This is a genomic window from Paenibacillus monticola (assembly GCF_009664975.1).
GTDB classification, from domain to species: domain Bacteria; phylum Bacillota; class Bacilli; order Paenibacillales; family Paenibacillaceae; genus Paenibacillus_AQ; species Paenibacillus_AQ monticola.
On the sequence record NZ_WJXB01000004.1, the window covers coordinates 201,050 to 220,336 of the forward strand.

Genomic DNA, 19,287 nt, shown 5'->3' on the forward strand with positions numbered 1-19,287 from the left:
GAGAATGAAATTCGGGCATGCGCTGCCCTCCTTCACAACTTGTCTTGTAGAAATTCTTTGATCTTCTCAATTGTAGCTGCCGGTTCAATATTTTGTAGCAGATACTCCGACTCTTTTTTATAGATCACTTGTTCCGTATAATTATGTAGATATTCTTCCATAATCTCGTCTGGAGCTTCTTCCCGCTCTAGTCGAAGCCGAATATCGTCTTTGGTGACGTACAGGAAGATCCGAATGGCCTCATTTCCATAATGCTTCCGAAAGGCTTGCGCCCCTTCCCGGTTTACAACAACAATAGCGGGTTGAGACAGCTCCTCCTCCGCAATTCCATAGCTGCCCCGCTCCAGATATACAGTTTGGAAGAATACGTGCTTCTCTACCATGCTCTGAAATTGGTCCGAGGTGATGAAATGATAATGTACTCCATCTTGTTCGTGGGGCCGAATGGCACGGGTTGTGTACGGAAGAATGTAGGGAATCCCTAGATCTGTACTTAGCCTTTTAGCCATCCCTTTGCGCCCTGAGCCGCTCGTTCCGGTAATCACGATCACCTTGATTTTCGAAGCTTCGCCTTGTTCTGTTTCGAAGACTGCGTTATCCAGCTCTTGTTTCAGTGCTAATGTTTTGGATGATTTTAGCCAGTTCCACATCGCTTCTCCCGTACGCTTGTCAGGACGATTCCTGCCGTACGGGACTCACCTCCTCTACAGGCTAGCTTCTTACTAATTCGACAGGAATCAACAAAATCCCTGCGCAACGATAGAAGAGAGGAGAACGATGGGCAGGTGGTCTATCCAAGGAGGTTTTAGGCCAGTTGGTAGGTTTCAGCATTCTCCCAGCTATTCAATAACTGCTCCAAATCCTCGGCCACTAGCGGCTTGCTGAACAAATAGCCCTGAATTTTATCACAGCCCTGCTCCTGTAAATACTCCAGCTGTTCCTTAGTTTCCACGCCCTCGGCAATCACAGTCATATTCATTCGCTTGCCAATCATAATAATCTGTTCCACTAGCGTTGCTTGATTGTCTTCTGCGGGAATCGAATCAATAAAGGACTTGTCTATTTTCAAAGTGGAGATCGGCAAATGGGTCAGGTAGCTAAGTGAAGAATAACCAGTACCGAAATCGTCCAACGCAATCTTGATGTTGTGATCTCTGAGTTGATTCAATTTGCTACTGACATGACTATAGGATTCCACTAACACTGTTTCGGTAATTTCCAATTCAAGGTGTTGAGGCGCAAGGCCGGAGAATTTCAGTGTATCCATGACCAGGGTATTGAAATCAGATTGCAGTAGCTGCAGCATCGAAATATTAACGGACATGGTTAAGTGCTCGAATCCCTGTTCATGAAGATGTTTCAGAAACTTGCAGGCTTCGATGAGAACCCAGGTCCCCAAAGGAATAATTAGATGGGAATCCTCAGCGACCTTAATGAATTTAAGTGGTGGGATATACCCTAAATCCGGACAATTCCAGCGTAGAAGAGCTTCCAGACCCGTAACTTGGTTAGATACCAGATCTACCTGAGGCTGATAAAAGAGCTCGAACTCATCCTGTTCCATAGCTGCATATAAGCGATGTTCAATCTCCATCCTTTCAGAGAATAACTCATTCAAAGGATAATCAAATACAACAAAGTTATCTTTCCCTGCTTCTTTCGCTTTGTACATAGCAATATCTGCGCGTTTAACTAACTCCATAATCTCTCTTCCGTGATTCGGGTAAATACTGATTCCAATACTGATGCTAATATGTAGTAGACTGGTGTCTATCTCAACGACCTCTTTAAATCCAGCAAGAATCTGGCCTGCAAACCTGTCTATATCTGTTCGATCCTGCAGGGGGTGCATGAGAATAATAAATTCATCGCCTCCAAAGCGATAAAGAACACCCGCTTGTCCCAAGATGGAGAGCAGTCGCTCACTGGTCTTCACAATTAGACGGTCACCAAAGCTGTGCCCCATGGTATCGTTGATATATTTAAAGTTATCAATATCAATTAACATTAAGACAGCATGACGGCCTGAATCCATCAGGACTGCATCAACCTCAGTTGCATATAAGGCTCGCTTATTAGGTAGGTCTGTCAGTACATCATGAAAGGTCAAGTGATGTAGCTTGTCCTCCATTTTTTTAATGCGCTTAAGAGAGCTCAGAACAAGAGTGAAGATAAGGATGGCTGTAATGAGAACAAAGGACCACCCTTTGATCATACTAAGGTTAGTAATTACTTTAATATTAGCTGAATAAGCGTCTAAAGCTTTATCGCTAAGGAAGATCCATAAGCAGCCTGCAGATAAATAAACACCGGAAATTTTGAAGGCTCCCCAAAGTGATTTAGAGGAAAACATGAGTATTCCTCCCTCTTATTTGAGTAACCCTAGCTCATGAAGAACAAGAATGAACTTATCTGTGTTAATGGGTTTGGCAGCGTAAGCTTCACATCCATATTCAAAGGATTGTTTAACATTATCTGCTTCTGCTAAGGCCGTGGTCATGATAACTTTGAGGCGATTCTCCGGACTAAATCCTTTTTGCGTCTCATAGTCACGTATCACCTTAAGTACCTTCACACCATCTACCCGTGGCATCATAATATCCAGACATAATAGATCATAAGGGGCATTATCTTTCAGGGATAACAGATACGCATCCAGCGCTTCTAAGCCATCCACAACCGTATCCACTTCCCCATAGGGGGCGAGGAACTTACTTAAAAATTTACGACTAACCAAATCATCTTCTGCAATTAGAATCTTCATCTATCCATCATTCCTTCTTGTCTATTGATAATACCGAGCATACTCCAGCTGAGCTTTACTAACATATCCTAGTACCTCATCTATTTTCCCTCGTCGGGCCGCTAATTCAATCCGGAAAAAGGTCGCTTTAAGCTCTTCATTCCCTAACAGAATACACTTGTTTTTGATGCAATGAGCCAAATCTTCTATTTGGGTTAAATCAGGGTCCTGTATAATGAGCTCCAGTTCCTCGATACAACGTTGTAATTCAAGAAGTGCTTCACCATCATTCATCATTTTAAGAGACAGATTTGCTTCAGCCAGGATTAACTCGCCGTCAGCAGAGATCTTAATGGTAGGTCCAGTCCATTTTTCCAGGAAAAGCTGTAATTCTTCCATGCGAATCGGTTTGGGAATATAATCATCCATCCCTGCGGATAAGCATTTTTCCCGGTCGCCATGTAAGGCATAGGCTGTTATGGCGATAATCGGAGTATGGCGAATAGACCCCTCGGATTGTCTTATCTTGCGGGTCACTTCAATTCCATCCATAAGCGGCATTTGGACATCCATAAGGATTAAATCGTAGTTCTTGTGTTCCAGACGCCTCAGGACTTCTATCCCATTCTCTGCTACTTCGACTTGATAGTTAAGGGATTTTAGCATTCGGGTTAAGACCAGCCGGTTTACAGGATCATCCTCGGCAACCAGAATAGATAATGAATGATGCGGGACGGTTAAGGCTGGCAACTTCGGCTGTTCAATAACAACGGAGAGAGCGGATTTAAATTGTATTGTGAAGAGAAAAGCACTGCCCTGTCCCTTAACACTTTCCACCCAAACGCGTCCGCCCATATTCTCGACTAGCTGCTTGGAGATGGCCAGACCTAACCCTGTGCCACCGTACCTTCTAGTTATAGAACTATCAACCTGACTGAACGTCTTGAACAGCTCTTTTTGTTCATGCTCAGCAATGCCAATCCCTGTATCGTTTACTATAAACAACAGCGTTAGGGAATCCCCGTGTACTTCCTGGCATTTTACGGAAAGAGAAATCCGGCCGTTATCCGTAAACTTAATCGCATTGTTCAGCAGATTATTCAGTACTTGCTGCAAGCGGTTCGGGTCCCCGTTCACAAAGGCGGGCACCTCTGAAGAAAAGGTATAATCAAAATTTAACCGTTTGGCATGGGCCGTAGGAGAAAGCGTCTTGATGATCTTTTCGATTAATTCTTTAAGTGAGAAATTGATCTGGTCGATTCTCATTTTCCCTACTTCCAGTTTTGAATAATCAAGTACATCATTAATGAGTACAAGGAGAGCGTTGGCACAAGACTTTGCCGCATGCAGATTCTCCGCTTGTTCATCATTGATCGGGGTTAATAGAGTGAGGTCGATCATACCGATCATTCCATTGAGTGGAGTGCGGATTTCGTGACTCATATTGGCTAAAAATTCACTTTTGGCCTTATTGGCCCGCTCTGCCTCATCTCGAGTCACTTTTAATTCATTTTCAACTTTTTTTCTTTCCGTAGTATCTCTCACCATGGAGAGCAGGACCTTTTTCCCCATGAGATTGAAGCAATGCACATTAATCTCTACGGGAATCTCCTTACCCTTCTTCGTGACGTGTACGGAATCATAGGTGAAATGAGCACCTACCTTCAGAGTGGCTCTCATGCTTTTTAGCTTATCACGGTAGGACACACTATTGATATCATGTGGAGACATCCCAATAAGCTCATCTCTGGAATAACCAAGCCATAAACAGGCTACTTCATTCACATCGATAAAACGACTGAATTTTGGATTATCCTCCATAATCTCATGAAGGTATATAGCCTCTGTCGAATTATTGAAGAGCTGGCGATATTTCTCTTCACTGTCCCGCAGAGCTACCTCGGAATGCTTACGCTCAGTGATATCCCGAATGATACTCATAATGACTCGTTGGCCGCCTATGGTAGTGCCTGTTGAGCTCACTTCGACTGGAAACGGGCTGCCATCTTTTTTATGATGGATGGTCTCGAAAAATGCATTTTCCTGCTCTGCCATACTTAACTGGTCTATAATAACCGATTCATCGACACGCAACTGAAACACAGTGAGCTCCAGAAGTTCCTGTCGGGTATACCCATATTTATGAGTGGCGGCCTCGTTAACATCTAATATTTGTCCTTGGGAATTCACAAAAAGGATCGTATCATGCGCCTCTTCAGACAATATTCTATACTTATCCAATACTTCTTCCGCCAGTTTCCGCTCAGTGATATCAAATACAGCTCCAATAAACCCGAGGAATACTCCGTCCATATCATAGAATGGACTTCCCGCATCCAATACCCAGCGATATTCGCCATCGTAACGGAGAAGGCGATGCTCATTTTCAAAGGATTTACGTTGTTCAAAGGCTTGAAGATAGGTGCTTATACTGGTGGAACGATCTTCCGGATGAATCCGCTCTGCCCAGCCAAAGCCCAGCTCCTTGCGTGGTTTGCGTCCTGTGAACTGACTCCATCTTTTATTGATGTAATCATATTTTTTGTCTAAGCCTGATCTCCAGACCAGCGTTGGGAACTTCTCAAACATACTCAAGTAATAATCCTTGGCTTGAATCAATTGTTCCTCTGTTTTTCTCTGTAGAGTAATATCATCCAAGATGACTAGAACCTGCTTCTCCTTTGGGGAGGTCATCGGTACGATGCTGATCTTATACCAATAGTGTTGAGCAATCCCATTCTCTAACTGGATATAAGGAATGACAAGATTCAGACGGGATAAGCCTGTTTGCATGACCTGCCTGATGCTTCTGTGTAAATCACAGTTACCACACGCAACTGCACTGCCACACTCGCTCTCAAAGCTATGGATACAACCCAGATGATCACCAATTCTCATCTTATTAGACTCACTTAAGGGATTCAGCGTAATAAAATGCTTTGCTGCTGCATTCGCTTGCTTGAGGTTAAGGGTCCCATCGACCAAAATCATTCCAATCGGTGCAGATTCGAAATAAGCTTGGAAATTATTGCGCTCCAAAAGTAATTGATCTTCCATTTTCTTAATGGTTGTAATATCACGGAATACGACCACAGCTCCGGTTACCTGCTCATCAGACGTCTTAATGAGGGCACAGCTTGCGGATACGTACATCCTTTTTTCTAGCTTGTTGATAAGCATGGAATGTTTATGCAGCCCTTTGAAGATTTCGTTCTGTTGAATTAGAACAATAGGAGAGATACAGGGTTCTTCCGTAAGACCATTGATAAGCGGGAAAACACGATCAAAAGGGGCTCCAACGGCCTCTAGCATACTCCAACCCGTTAATTGTTCAGCGACAGGGTTCATATAGTTAATACTGCCCGCTAAGTCAGTAGTAATGACACCATCACCAATACACGCTAATACAGCGGTAATTTGATCTATATTTAATGTGGATGTCGGTAGATCCGTAGGTTTGTTATCCATTATTCTCACCATACTTCTGCATTAGATTTAGACATCATTGCTGTAACAGCTTGTTAATGAGTTGTGGGATTTGCTGTAATGAAGCTTGTCGTTCTACAGCTCCAACATCAAATGCAGCCTTAGGCATACCGTAAACAGTGGAGGAATGAGCATCTTGTCCAATAGTTCTGGCACCCTTACGCCTCATCATCAGTAGACCTTTTGCACCATCGTATCCCATACCGGTGAGAATGATGCCGATGGCCTTATTCCCTGCTGCTTTAGCTACCGAATCAAATAACACATCCACTGAAGGGCAATGCCCCGTTATTCTTTCCCCCTCATAGATCTCCACTTTGAAGAGGTCTCCTACTCTATGGACTCGCATTTGATGGTCTCCAGGAGCGATTAACACAGATCCAGGCAATACATAATCCCCGGTCTGCGCTTCTTTAACAGAAACTTTACATAGCTGGTTTAATCGGTCGGCGAACATTCGAGAGAACCCTGAAGGGATATGCTGAACAATAACTACCCCAGGCACGGTAACCGGGAGTGTTGTTAGAATACTGCTAATGGCTTCAATTCCTCCAGTGGATGCCCCAATGGCAATCATGCGGATAGAAGAAGGTGTTCCTGTCCTTGGTTCTATAGGTTTTAGGGTACCTTGCTGCTGTCTTATTTCCTCGAGATGAATGCTTGAGGCGACCACTATCTTTTGAATCAGTTCATCGAAGAAAATATTCGCACTACCGGCTACCAAGTTTGAGGGTTTGGCTACAAAATCAACGGCTCCTGCCTTCAAGGCATCGAACACACTATAACTCATGGTACTAATCATAATAATGGGTATAGGATATTGCGGAAGCAGTCTGCGTATGAATTCCAATCCGTTCATCTTTGGCATCTCGACATCACAGGTCATAACATCCGGCTCGAAAGCTAATATTTTGTCACGTGCGTCAAAAGCGTCTGCAGCAGTTGCGACCACTTCAATACTTGGATGATTTGAGAGTCCTTTTCTTAACCATTCACGAAAGAGGAGAGAATCGTCTACGATCAGTACTTTTATTTTCTTCATCTACCTATTCCTTTCGATAAACAGCAGGCATCACGTATTTAAACGGACTGGTTTCCCGGTTAATAGATTCGGAATGCCCGATGAAGAGATAACCCCCGCTTTCTAAGGATTGATAGAGTTTCTGCAGCAGCGTTTTTTTGGTTTCCGAATCGAAGTAAATCATCACATTTCTGCAAAAGATCATATGGAACTTGCGCTTGAAAGGGTAGTGAGGTTCCATCAGATTAAATTTCCGGAAGATGATCTCTTTACGGATTGGGTCGGTAAACGTAAAATTCCCATTCTCAGTCTTCCTAAGATATTGGGTCCTCCAAAGCGCTGGGAGGGGAAGGACCTGATCATGAGTATACTCCGCAGTGTTGGCCACTTCCAACACTCGATTCGAAAGATCGGTAGCAAGAATTTGTTTATCCCAGCCTTGACTCTCATTCTGAAAAAAGTCATTCAGCAGCATAGCTAGCGTATAGGGTTCCTCTCCAGTGGAACAGCCAGCACACCATATGCGCAAATCCCTCTCCACCAGCGTATCTGAAAGCTGTGGGAGAAGGATATCCTTTAAGAATGAAAAATGTGCGGTTTCACGCATGAAATAAGTATGGTTTGTTGTAATTTTATTTATTAAAGCATTGACCGTAGTTCCTGTTCGATCTTCCAGCAGGTAATCGATATACTCCCCAAACGAGTTTACCTGCATATTCGCTAGTTCGTTCTGTAGCCTGCCAACTACGAGGGAACGCTTCTCTTCACTTAGATAGATGCCGAAATGCGTATAAATATACGAGCTGAGACGGCGGAACTCTTGATTACTTATAGAGATCACATTAGTACTTCCCGAAGTCATTATCACTTAAGGATATTTTAGTGGGCCGTTTGGTTTTATTCGTAGCGTTGGCTCTAATGTAAGATTCGTTAGTCTGAAGTGTACTAGGCCGAGCTTCACTGAAGTTTTCCCGAGCATAATCCATTTTTTTAAGCTGGAAGCGATTGACTTGTTCCTGAAGCATTAGGGCTTGATGAGTCAATTCCTCGCTGGAGGCCGCACTTTCTTCAGAAGTTGCTGAATTGGTCTGTACAACATGCGAGACTTGAAGAATCCCTTGATTAATTTGAGCTACTCCGATGGCCTGTTCATTGGAAGAGATGGTAATATTGCTTATCAGCTCGGCTACCTGGGCAACATCGTTTACAATATTCTGTAACGCTACTGCTGTATTATTAGCAATTTTAGTACCAATATCTACTTTTTTAATGGAGCCTTCAATCATCGCGGTTGTTTCTTTTGCGGCATTGGCCGATCTGGCAGCTAGATTTCGCACTTCTTCTGCAACAACGGCAAAACCCTTGCCATGTTGTCCGGCACGTGCAGCTTCAACTGCTGCATTTAGCGCCAGGATGTTGGTTTGAAAAGCGATTTCGTCAATTACCTTAATGATTTTGGAGATATTAATAGAGGAATCATTTATTTCTTCCATTGCGCGAAGCATACTGCCCATCTGTTCGTTTCCATGGACTGCATTTTTCTGTGCGGCTTCAGCTAATTGATTTGCGTTATTGGAATGTTGTGCATTTAGTTTCGTTTGCGAGGAAATTTCCTCTAAGGATGCTGACAGCTCCTCTACAGAACTAGCCTGTTCAGTGGCCCCTTCCGACAAAGCAATGCTAGATTCGGACATTTGTCTTGCACCCGAAGCTACTTGATCCGCTGCAGAATTGATATTCTGCATTACTTCATTCATATTATTAGACATTCTCAGGAAAGAGGTGGCTAAAATCCCAACTTCATCTTTAGTATCGGCTTGAATTGTTACATTAAGATCACCGTCAGCCATTTGTTCAGATACAGCAACTAGACGATTAATAGGCTTACTAATAATACGGGAGACGAAGATACCAATGGAAATCGCCAGTATCATGGTCACGCCAACGATCACGAACATTGTATTCACCGTACTATTGACGTCAGCAGAGTATTCTTCAGACTTCTTAAGTCCTCCGACTTCCATCAGTTTGATTAACTTATCCAGATTTTCGTTGGCTACAATAGATGGCTGCAGTGCATCGCCGTAGAATAAGGTCTCGGCTGCCTCAACCTTATTGTCTTGTGCCAAGCTGCTTACTTGCTCCCTCACCGTTTTATAATCTTTAAGAGAGGCGGTTAAGGTATTGAAGGCAGTGCGTACGTCCTCAGTTTGAATACTGGTTTCGAATTTGCCGAGATAGCTATCCATATCGGTATCTAATGTTTTGATCTTGGTTATGTAGGGCTCTCGCTCTTTGTTGGTTGTCTTAATAAGAACATCTCTTATTGCAGCGCGGATATTGTGGAAGTCCATGCCCACATGCCCCAGGTCGCCAGAGGCCACACCATAATTCACATATAAGTTTGAGTAGTCTTGATTGACCTGTTTAATATTGGTAATCCCAATCACTCCAACTACACCCGCCATTAAAGCAATTAGAATAAAAGCAGAAATCAGTCTAGTCCCAATTTTTAAATTATTAATCCATCTCATTTGTGTATCCCCCTTATTTCTCGTCGAACTGAGTGCTCTCATCCCATGAAGCTTTTACCAGAAGCGTCTTACAATCCAATAACAGCTTGACCTCTGCTCCGACCTTGCCAATTCCTTTAATGAAGTTGTTGCCGCCCTTATTCATCTCTGGAGGAGCTACGATTTCAGTGTCAGGTATCGAAAGCACCTCCGAAACGCCGTCAACGATTAGTCCTAACGATATATTCTCGATATCCACTACAATGATGCAGGTTCTGTCGTTATAATCCCGAAACGTTTTCCCGAAACGCAATCGAATATCCATGACCGGGATGATCTTGCCCCGCAGATTAATGATTCCCCGGAGATACTCAGGCTGATCCGGGACTTGTGTGATGGGTTGAATCCCAATAATCTCCCTAACATGATTAATTTCAATTCCATAGCAATCTTCACCCATCGTAAAGGTTAAGAATTTTCCCTTCTGCGTATCTTCCTCTAGCTCGTCCTGAATATCTGTGGACATGAACCCATCAACTCCTTTGTGAATGAATGTTATTCTGGTTTTATAGTTATCCTGATAATTTCGGAATATCTAGGATGAGACTAATACTCCCATCACCTAGCAAGGTGCAGCCGGCTAGGACTGAGACCTTATGGGAACCTTGAAAGAAGCTTGGAAGTGCTTTAACAACAACTTGTTTTTGACCCAGCAGTTCATCGGCCAGAATACAAAAGCTCTTATCATCATTTTCGAGGATTATGACAATTCCATCCAATAAACTGCTGCGCTCTGCTGCATGATGTAGGCGCTCGTGCAAGCGAATTAAGGGGTAAAAAAGGCCACGCACTATAATCATCTCATTGCCATTCGGGTCAACAATAAGATCCGAGGTTTTGGGTCTCAATGATTCTTTGATGTATGAAGTAGGTATAGTGTACTTGGATTGTCCCACCCGAATATTCATTGCATCAACAATGGCTAATGTTATCGGAATCCGGATGGTAATAACCGTTCCTTTATCCTCGGTACTGTCCACTTGAAGGGAACCGCCAATGGTTTCAACATTGTTCGCTACCACATCCATGCCCACGCCTCTGCCGGAAAACTCTGTGACTTGTTCTTTGGTAGAAAAGCCGGGGTGAAGGATTAGATTGAAAATCTCTTTATGGGTATATTCACTCTCTGCTTTCCTCAGCAGACCGTTGCTATGTGCTTTTTGTAATATTTTACTTTTGTTTAATCCTCTGCCATCATCTTTAACAATAATGAGTACATCACTGCCGACATTTTTGGCTTCGAGAGTTAATGTGCCTGTTCGCGGTTTATTATTTTGCTCACGTTCAGCAGGAGATTCGAATCCGTGATCCATTGAATTCCGGATCAAATGCATAAGCGGATCAGAGAGGTGTTCAATAATATTCTTATCTACTTCTGTGTCTTCGCCAATCAGACTCAATTTGACTTCTTTATTCAATTTCTTGCACATATCCCGAACAGGCCGGTTCATCTTCTGGAAGGTCGTGGATAACGAAATCATGCGGATAGACATCACCATATCTTGAATCTCACTCGTGATCTTTTTGAGCTGGCGGGCTGCCTTCTGAAAATTGTCTAGTTCCAGATCCATTAGATCAGGGTTCTCGGTGACCATGGCTTCGGCGATGACCATTTCACCCACCAGATCGAGTAAACGGTCCAGCTTTTGTACCTGAACGCTAATGATAGTGGCTGCCACATTTCCGGTCTTCTGTTCTTCTTGCCCGAGGAACTTCTTCACAGGTGGGTCACTGCCAAGCTCTAATTCACTATCCTCAAGAACTAGCTCGGTTAATTCCAAATCCCTTAAGAAGATCGTTTGTGAAAAGAATTGAAACATCTCGTCATAGGTTCGATTCGTTTTGAAGGAAACCAGGAACCCCGTATCTCTTATTATGTCTACACTGTCTTCAGACTCAATGATGTCACTCGGCTCATACTGCAGGTTAGTCGTGAAGTCTTTGAGGTTATGAATGATCGTAAATGCCCGGATATTCTCCATCTCGCAACCCTCTTCAAAAAATACACGAGCTTGATACGAATGCTGATGGACGGTCTTTTCTACCTTTTTATTATTAGAGATATAGAATTGCTGTTTTTTTGGCGAATCTACTTTTGCCTGTTCTACTCTTGCAAGACTTGGATTCAGTTCCTTCAATTGTTCTAGATAACGCTTTATACGTTGGATTAATTCAGAGGCATCCGCAGAGGCGTCAGCCCCTTCTTTAATTTTGAGAATTTCTATCTTGATGAAGTCAATCCCCTCAAAGACAAGGTCAGAAAGCATTGAATAATCAATCTGGACAGGTTTCTCCTCGCGGATCACATAGAAAAGATCCTCAATGGAATGTGCGAGTTTAGAGATTTCATTGAAAAGCATCATTGATGAGGCGCTTTTAATACTATGCATGTGTCGGAAAATTTCATTGATGACTTCCTCTTTATAGAAAGTATCTTCGTTCTCTAACATTTTTTGTTCCAATTGTTCAAGCTGGAGAGAAGTCTCATAAATGAATATTTCCAGCATGGGTTCGTTAATGTATTCCTCCGACATTTTGCATCACCTTAACTCTCTTTTGCTATTGATGCTTCACGCAGAAAGCATCCAAGAACATACTTGTTGCTTCATGTACACGATCTCTTAGTGAGAACGCTAATCCACTCATACGCCACTGCATACAGATCTCCCGGAAGTAACCCCACATCATCGTGGCTAATTGTTCACTGTTCACATAGGGGGCGATCTCATTGTTGGTTATGGCATCATCGATTAGTCCTTTCATGAAATTCATGCGATTCGCGATAAGGCTATCGATCTTCGTCCGGAGTTCAGGTTCATAACGAAGAACTTCGTATATTTGTGTAATGGCTGTGATGGCAGAGTAGTTCTCGTAATAAGTAGCATAGGTATTGAAACAATAATGAATGGACTCTGTGGCAGTTAACTTATTTAACTGCACCGTAACAAACACGTCGGAATCATACTTTGAGAAATAATCCAGTACCGCCAGCAAAAGCTCATTTTTAGATTTATAGTGACGAAAGATTGCTCCTTCGGATACTCCTTGTTGCATGGCTACTTTTCGAATGGACAGATTATTAATCCCAATGTCATTGATTACCTCAATCGTAGATAACACCAATCCTTCTTTTGTATGAATGAGAGACTTGACCATATTTATTTCACTCCTTGCAGAAAGTAAACACTCACTTACCTGACACCTTACATGACGTAGTATACCCGACTTAATAGTTAGAAAGGACGATATTTGTCGAATAATGTGTGAACATATTGGGAATTTCTCTCTATTAACATAGAATTCATGGTTCAAATGGCATAGTCGACGAGGTCCCTTGTACTACAAGTGAGTTAGAAGAAGGAAATACCCGGATTATATAGAATAAGTTCCAGTAATAAATTTGATTAGCGCGCTGTATGGGGGTCGATAAGTATGGATGATTTTGAGCGGTTAATTGAAAAGGAGTTTAGGGATAACCTGCAAGCTTACTTTATCGTACCGCATATGTATGAACTGGGAATTGCCTGTGTAGAGGAGAAGCTGCGGGAATCGATGCTATTTGGCAAGCTGACCGTACTTCACTATCGTATTTTTGAGGGAACTGGGGATGGGATATTCCGTGCGGCGGCGGCGGTGGAGCTGATGGTTCTTAGTCTTGATATTATTGATGATCTTCAGGACAAGGATAACAAGGGTATGGCCTGGAACCAGATGGCCCCGGAAATTGCACTTAACATTGCCCTAGGACTATTGACGTTGTCACAGCAAATGCTATTAACTAGCGAATTCGCTCTGGAGCGGACGCATGAAGCTGCACAGGTGATGAGTAAACAGATTCTGACGGCCATAAATGGTCAAACGACAGATTTGCAGAATGATATAACGAATGAAGAGGACTATTTGTGTATGGTTAGGCAGAAATCAGCGGCTCTGCTTGTTGCTGCCTGTATGATCGGCACGCTGCTCGCAACAGGTGAATGGAACGCACAGGTGAGGGATTATGCTGAAGAGCTTGGGATCGCCGCGCAGATCAAGAATGATATTGGTGACCTGCTGAATTGGGAGAATAAAAATGATTTCTGGAACCGCAAGAAGACGCTGCCCACATTGTATCTGCTGGAGTCCATCTCGGAGGAAGAGAGCTGGATTCTAGATTATTTCGAGAAGCGCCTCCAACTGGAGGATGTGTTTCACCGCAGGGAAGAGATTGAGAAGATCCTAGAACAGACAGGAACGCTTCTCTATACTTCGGTACGAATGAGAACGCACTATTACAATTATCTGGAGCTAGTAAATAAGCTGGGTATGGACTCCTATTGGACGGACCAAATCATTGCTTTAGCTGAATAGATTCAGTATCAACCACACATCACATTAAGAACCGCAAGGATTTGCGGGAAATACTAGTGCACTTAGCGTTTCTAGTAATAGTTGGGAATGCTATATTTAATCTAAGAGGCTAACCTCTTAAAAACCGATTGGAGGAATGTAATATGTTAAAGGAATTGATTCAAAATTTGATGAAAGATCCAGGGATGTATGCTCGTTTACAGAGCAATCAACTTCAATTGGCAGGAATTAGCGAAGTGGAACAAAGAGCATTAGTCGATGTAATTGGCAGCAGAAGTGATAAGAATGAAGTGATGAAGTCAATGTTTTGGGCGAAATTCTAGATAGACTGGGAGGCAGCAGTTTTGTTGAAACTATCCAGAGTTGCTGTATTCTCGTTAATGATTACAATCCTAACGGTTTACTTATCTTATAGCATTCTACAGCATAGAATGATTGGTACGGATGTTGAAAAAGATAATACAGGTCAATATGTGGTAACTAAAGATACTCCCGCTGGATATTGGGGATATGGCCGTATTCTAGCGGGAGATATTATCATGGAAGTGGATGGAGAAATTCCATCCTCCGTATTCTTTATAAAGAATTATAACGCTATAGAAGGGGCATCCACCATTCGTTTAATCCGAACTAACGCTGGCGGCGCTCAGCAAGACATTACTCTTACTGTAGATAAGGGGATTGGTCCAGAAGATCTTTTGTTGGAGTTTATTATACCCTTATGCTCCGTATTATTGTTTGCGGGATTTTCGTGGTTTGTTTACCATCGGAAGCAAGGCGATATGGCAGCTATCTACCTCATTCTATTTTTCTTATCCACTGGCTTGGCTTATTTCAGCTCCTTCTCATCAGGGAGAGCGAATCCGGTAGGAATGCTGACCTTCTATTCTACATTCTCTTTAGTTCCTATTTTCTTCCTGCAATTTCTAAATCAATATCTCAAGCGTTATGAAGAGCCATTAGTCCGCAGAGGACTATTTGTGGCTTTGTATTGCGTTGTCACTGTTATCCTCTCTCTTCTAGTCATAAGAATGCTGACGGGCTTCGACTTTTATTTTTTTGCAGGCGTTCCGCTGATTCTACCTTTTTTTATAACTGTAAATTTGTATATTATTTATAGGCTAATCGAGAAATTTGTTAGACATCGCCGGGATTATCTGAGGACACTATTTAAGTTCACGTTAATTGGGCATATGATCGGCTTTCTACCGTTTATTCTCTTTTTTGGTATGCCTCAACTGGTGGGTGTAAATCTTATTACTTCGCAGGTGGCCTCTATTTTTCTATTAGGGATTCCAATTGTATATTTGTACATGTTTATGAACCGACAGTTATTTGATATTGATTTTCTATTAAATCGTTTTTTATACTTTACAATTATTTCTTTTATTCCAACTTTGCTAATTACCACCTTTGGTGTGCTTATTTTGAACCAGCATGATTTTTCGTGGGTCAGATGTATACAGATGCTTCTGGTGGTTTACCTTATGCTCACTCTTTTTCTGTTTTGTAAGGAATATGCGGACTTCCGTCTAAGACCGAATTTCAATAAAGATCTGTATAACTTTCAGGGAAGTTTGGATCGTTTCTCGACTCGCATCTCACGTGTAATGAAGCGTGCAGACCTGGAGCGGGTCTTGGAACAAGAGATCCTGTCTACCTTACTAGTCAAAAAGATGACCTTTCTGGAAGTGAGCAAAGAGCGCGTGCATGCTTCCCAGTCCAATACAGGGGCTAAGGGCATCCATCCTTCGGTGATATCTGCACTGCAGAACTCGGTCCATCAACTGACGGTCGGAGAGACAGTATCAGTTCCCTATGGGTTGTGTATCGTTATGGGACACAAGGGCTCAACCTTTCATGTGCTCTGGCTGGATGATAAAGAGAACCAGACGAAATATAATCTGGATGAGTTGGGCTGGTTGAAGACTTTGGCTAATTATACCGCTATCGTCTATGAGAACCTGTACCTGATTGAAAGCTTGATTGAGGATCTGGAACTGGAATTCCAGAAGCAGAAGGGTGCTTCGCCTTGGGTGATGCGGTTGATCTTTAATTTGTCGGAGATTGAACGGCGTAGACTGGCTGCAGACCTGCACGACTCAGCGCTGCAGGACCAGCTAATCTGGTACCGTAAGCTTGAATCCGTCATGCTGGATCATGTCATATCTGCTGAGCTATATCAGGAGCTTGAGACGATTCACGAAGGTCTGCTGGATGTGATTCACCAGATTCGTGAGACCTGCAACGAGATGAGACCCCCACTTCTCAAGGAAATGGGGATTGTGGAGGCGCTAGGGCATCTGTTCGAACAGACCCAAATCCGTTCGGATTATGCCATTGATTTCCGTGTGAAGCGGTTCACCGCAGAATTGAATGATGAACAGACGTTAGCCCTATTCCGCATTGTTCAGGAGTTGCTGCGCAATGCCAGCAAGCATGCGAGTGCCTCAACCGTTATTATTGAGCTAGAGCAGAGGGAGAGCATTCGGCTTTTGTACAAAGATAATGGAATTGGCATGGAGCTGGGCGAATTAAGTGACTCCTATCAGCACATGGGCTTATCGGGTATTAAGGAGAGAGTTCGCAGTCTAGAAGGGGAGATTGAGTTCCAATCCGTGGTGGGTGAAGGACTGGAAATCAGCATTAGTCTGCCGTTAGAGTCAGTGAGTACAGCAATGGAGGGTAAGGATGAATCGGATGATAAATATCTTGTTGGTTGATGACCATCCTTCCGTAGGCGAAGGAACCAAAAATATGATTGAGCAGGATGCAGAGATGCAGGTGACCGTTATTTTATCGGCCATGGAAGCGCTGGAGCTGGTCAAGACGGAAACCTTCGACGTGATGCTGTTCGATCTGAATATGCCGGTAATTAGCGGTCTCGAACTGACCAAGAGGATGATGAGCGCTCACCCAGATAGCCGGGTATTAATCTATACGGGCTATGAGATTAGCCCTCATTTCAATCTGCTGATTGAATCTGGAGTCTCGGGCTTTGTAAGCAAGACGGTCACCCGAGTGCAGCTTCTTAACGCCATACGCTGCGCGCTCCGAGATGAAGCAGTGATTCCGGTATCGCTGCTGCGGCAGCTTCGCCGTCGGGAGATTCGCTTAAACGAATCCAGGGAAGAGAGGGCCCTGGAAGCTGTATCGATCAATGAGCGCGAGCAGGAAATTCTGCAAGAGGTAGCTAGCGGGAGTGCGAATAAGGATATTGCTGGCAAGCTGCTGATGAGTCAACGGACGGTTGAATATAACCTGACGCGGATATTTGAGAAGCTGGGCGTTCGTTCGCGGGCAGAGGCGGTAGTTGAGGCCAGACGACTGAACTTGATTCATTCTAGTGATTTTTTGTGAACGAATGAGCTGAAACTGAAATGTATAAGAAGCCGTCACCTTAAACATCCTATAGAGGAGCAGGAGCATTTCAGAAGGGAGATATTCTCATTTATGAAACGTTACGATACTACTCTGCAGGATAGCAGCACTGCGGCTCAGACGAAGAATTCAGTTAATAAACTGCATGACTCTGTCTCGCAGGCTTTGAGCCATCCGAATGAACAGACCATTTCCCAGGCTGAGAATAGCTTGGAACATGCAGAAGAAGCCGTTCGTGTAGCCGGTCGCTCCTTAAATGATCAAGGTGTAGAATTTGCCGAACAAATATTAGATGACGAGAAGACTAGACTGGCTGCGCTGGATAAGCCAGATAGTCCACTTAATCGCTAAACGATCCTTACTTGCAGCCTGTGAAGCCTATGCGCTTCGCAGGCTGTTCTTTCTTTCGACAGGCTGGGTTGCGTTGAAAAGATGTGGTAACCATAGCTCAATGTTATACTTTATTTATGGCAAGACTGGCAAAAGATCAGGGAGTGAGCAGGGTGGGTAACAAGAGTATCGAAGAGTTGACAGCTCAGGCAGAGGCATTCATTGAGCTTTGTTATACAGAGCTGGAGAAGTCTGAGGCTGAAATAGAGCAACGTATTCTGGAAATACGTTCTGAGATACATGCATCTGGCACCTATCACCATACACAAGAGGAACTGGTGCACGGAGCACGAATGGCTTGGCGCCATAATAGTCGCTGTATCGGTCGCCTGTTCTGGCACACTTTGGAGGTGTTGGATGCCCGCGAGGCGAAGACCGAGGAGCAGGTAGCGGAAGAACTGCTGCAGCACTTGAAGCAGGCGAATAACGGAGGACGTATTCGTCCGGTAATTACTGTCTTTCATAGTGGTGAAGACGCCGCTCAGCGTATCCGCATCTGGAACCATCAGTTAGTTCGCTATGCCGGTTATCCAGAGACTGCTAATAAGTCCCGTTCCGGCGATCCGGTATCGGACGCCTTCACTCGTGTCTGCCAGCAGCTCGGTTGGCAGGGAACAGGCGGAGACTTTGATGTGCTGCCGTTGGTTATTAGTATCGGGGACGGCCAACCTCGCTGGTTTCCCATTCCCAGACACCTTGTACAAGAGGTGCCTTTAAGTCATCCCGAGATCTCCCGTTTTCCAGAGCTGCAGCTGCGCTGGTATTCCGTTCCCATCGTTTCGGATATGCAGCTGGAGATCGGTGGGATTTCTTACTCGGCTGCTCCTTTTAACGGCTGGTATATGGAAACCGAAATCGGTTCCCGCAATCTGGGAGATACCGGACGTTATAACCGTTTGCCCGCTGTTGCTGATTTACTGGGACTGGATCGTTCCACCAACACTTCGTTATGGAAGGATCGGGCTCTGCTTGAATTGAACCGTGCGGTGCTGTACTCTTTCAAGCAGGCAGGTGTCAGTATTGTTGACCATCACACCGCAGCTGATCAGTTTGTGCGTTTCCAACAGCAAGAAGAGGAACGTGGACGGCAGGTATCCGGCCGCTGGTCCTGGCTTATTCCACCTATGTCCCCATCGGCTACTCCGATCTGGCATGACCGCACCATAAAGGAACTTGATCTCAGCCCCCGCTTTCTTTACCAAAAGTCGGCCTATGCGGGCTGGTTGAAGGAGACAGACCAGCAGCAGGGTAGAGATGGCGTGGAGAAATCCGAGATAGACATGCAACCAGTGGAAATGGCTTGTCCCTTTCACCATAAGACTGATACATAGCCGTATTCCTTT

Annotated in this window: 16 protein-coding genes; 6 read left to right on the forward strand and 10 right to left on the reverse strand. The window is 43.9% G+C overall.

The genetic code is table 11. From position 1 onward, the window contains the following. Window positions 1-32 precede the first annotated feature (32 nt). The 10 genes from GJB61_RS13575 to GJB61_RS13620 form a co-directional block, all read right to left on the reverse strand. Complete coding sequence (locus GJB61_RS13575; RefSeq protein ID WP_154119043.1) at window positions 33-650, reverse strand: guanylate kinase; 618 nt, start codon at window positions 648-650, stop codon at window positions 33-35. 155 nt (window positions 651-805) lie between these two features. After that, entirely contained in the window at window positions 806-2,353 is a 1,548-nt protein-coding gene (locus GJB61_RS13580; protein ID WP_154119044.1) for a putative bifunctional diguanylate cyclase/phosphodiesterase, read from the reverse strand. Between the two features lie 15 nt (window positions 2,354-2,368). After that, window positions 2,369-2,764, reverse strand: coding sequence for a response regulator (locus GJB61_RS13585; protein WP_154119045.1), 396 nt, complete (start codon window positions 2,762-2,764; stop codon window positions 2,369-2,371). 21 nt (window positions 2,765-2,785) lie between these two features. Further along, window positions 2,786-6,211 carry a PAS domain-containing hybrid sensor histidine kinase/response regulator gene (locus tag GJB61_RS13590; protein ID WP_195724333.1) on the reverse strand — a complete coding sequence of 1,142 codons (3,426 nt, stop codon included), beginning with the start codon at window positions 6,209-6,211 and terminating at the stop codon, window positions 2,786-2,788. Between the two features lie 34 nt (window positions 6,212-6,245). Then, the gene (locus GJB61_RS13595; protein ID WP_154119047.1) at window positions 6,246-7,271 is read right to left on the reverse strand and encodes a protein-glutamate methylesterase/protein-glutamine glutaminase; all 1,026 of its coding nucleotides are present in this window, start codon (window positions 7,269-7,271) and stop codon (window positions 6,246-6,248) included. Between the two features lie 4 nt (window positions 7,272-7,275). Further along, window positions 7,276-8,091 carry a CheR family methyltransferase gene (locus GJB61_RS13600; RefSeq protein WP_338115807.1) on the reverse strand — a complete coding sequence of 272 codons (816 nt, stop codon included), beginning with the start codon at window positions 8,089-8,091 and terminating at the stop codon, window positions 7,276-7,278. Between the two features lies 1 nt (window position 8,092). Then, on the reverse strand, window positions 8,093-9,784 hold the full coding sequence (locus tag GJB61_RS13605) for a methyl-accepting chemotaxis protein (RefSeq protein ID WP_154119049.1): 1,692 nt from the start codon (window positions 9,782-9,784) through the stop codon (window positions 8,093-8,095). A gap of 13 nt (window positions 9,785-9,797) precedes the next feature. Continuing rightward, complete coding sequence (locus GJB61_RS13610) at window positions 9,798-10,289, reverse strand: chemotaxis protein CheW (RefSeq protein ID WP_154119050.1); 492 nt, start codon at window positions 10,287-10,289, stop codon at window positions 9,798-9,800. A gap of 46 nt (window positions 10,290-10,335) precedes the next feature. Further along, window positions 10,336-12,357: a chemotaxis protein CheA gene (locus GJB61_RS13615; protein ID WP_154119051.1), complete on the reverse strand. Its 2,022-nt coding sequence runs from the start codon at window positions 12,355-12,357 to the stop codon at window positions 10,336-10,338. Window positions 12,358-12,382: 25 nt separating this feature from the next. Then, window positions 12,383-12,979, reverse strand: a complete 597-nt coding sequence (locus GJB61_RS13620) for a TetR/AcrR family transcriptional regulator (protein ID WP_154119052.1) — start codon at window positions 12,977-12,979, stop codon at window positions 12,383-12,385. Between the two features lie 276 nt (window positions 12,980-13,255). On the opposite strand from GJB61_RS13620, the gene GJB61_RS13625 reads away from it, so the two are divergent. From GJB61_RS13625 to GJB61_RS13650, 6 genes are all read left to right on the forward strand, one after another. Then, complete coding sequence (locus tag GJB61_RS13625) at window positions 13,256-14,173, forward strand: polyprenyl synthetase family protein (protein WP_154119053.1); 918 nt, start codon at window positions 13,256-13,258, stop codon at window positions 14,171-14,173. A 143-nt stretch (window positions 14,174-14,316) separates the two neighbouring features. Next, complete coding sequence (gene comX / locus GJB61_RS13630; protein ID WP_154119054.1) at window positions 14,317-14,496, forward strand: competence pheromone ComX; 180 nt, start codon at window positions 14,317-14,319, stop codon at window positions 14,494-14,496. 24 nt (window positions 14,497-14,520) lie between these two features. Beyond that, window positions 14,521-16,896, forward strand: a complete 2,376-nt coding sequence (locus GJB61_RS13635) for a sensor histidine kinase (protein WP_154119055.1) — start codon at window positions 14,521-14,523, stop codon at window positions 16,894-16,896. Continuing rightward, window positions 16,874-17,533 (forward strand): response regulator transcription factor, encoded by a 660-nt coding sequence (locus GJB61_RS13640; protein ID WP_154119427.1) that lies wholly within the window; start codon window positions 16,874-16,876, stop codon window positions 17,531-17,533. The genes GJB61_RS13635 and GJB61_RS13640 overlap by 23 nt, the downstream gene beginning before the upstream one ends. A 93-nt stretch (window positions 17,534-17,626) precedes the next feature. Beyond that, on the forward strand, window positions 17,627-17,905 hold the full coding sequence (locus tag GJB61_RS13645) for a hypothetical protein (protein ID WP_154119056.1): 279 nt from the start codon (window positions 17,627-17,629) through the stop codon (window positions 17,903-17,905). 116 nt (window positions 17,906-18,021) lie between these two features. Then, a complete protein-coding gene (locus GJB61_RS13650; RefSeq protein ID WP_154119057.1) occupies window positions 18,022-19,275 on the forward strand; it encodes a nitric oxide synthase oxygenase in 1,254 nt (417 codons plus the stop codon). Window positions 19,276-19,287: the final 12 nt, after the last annotated feature.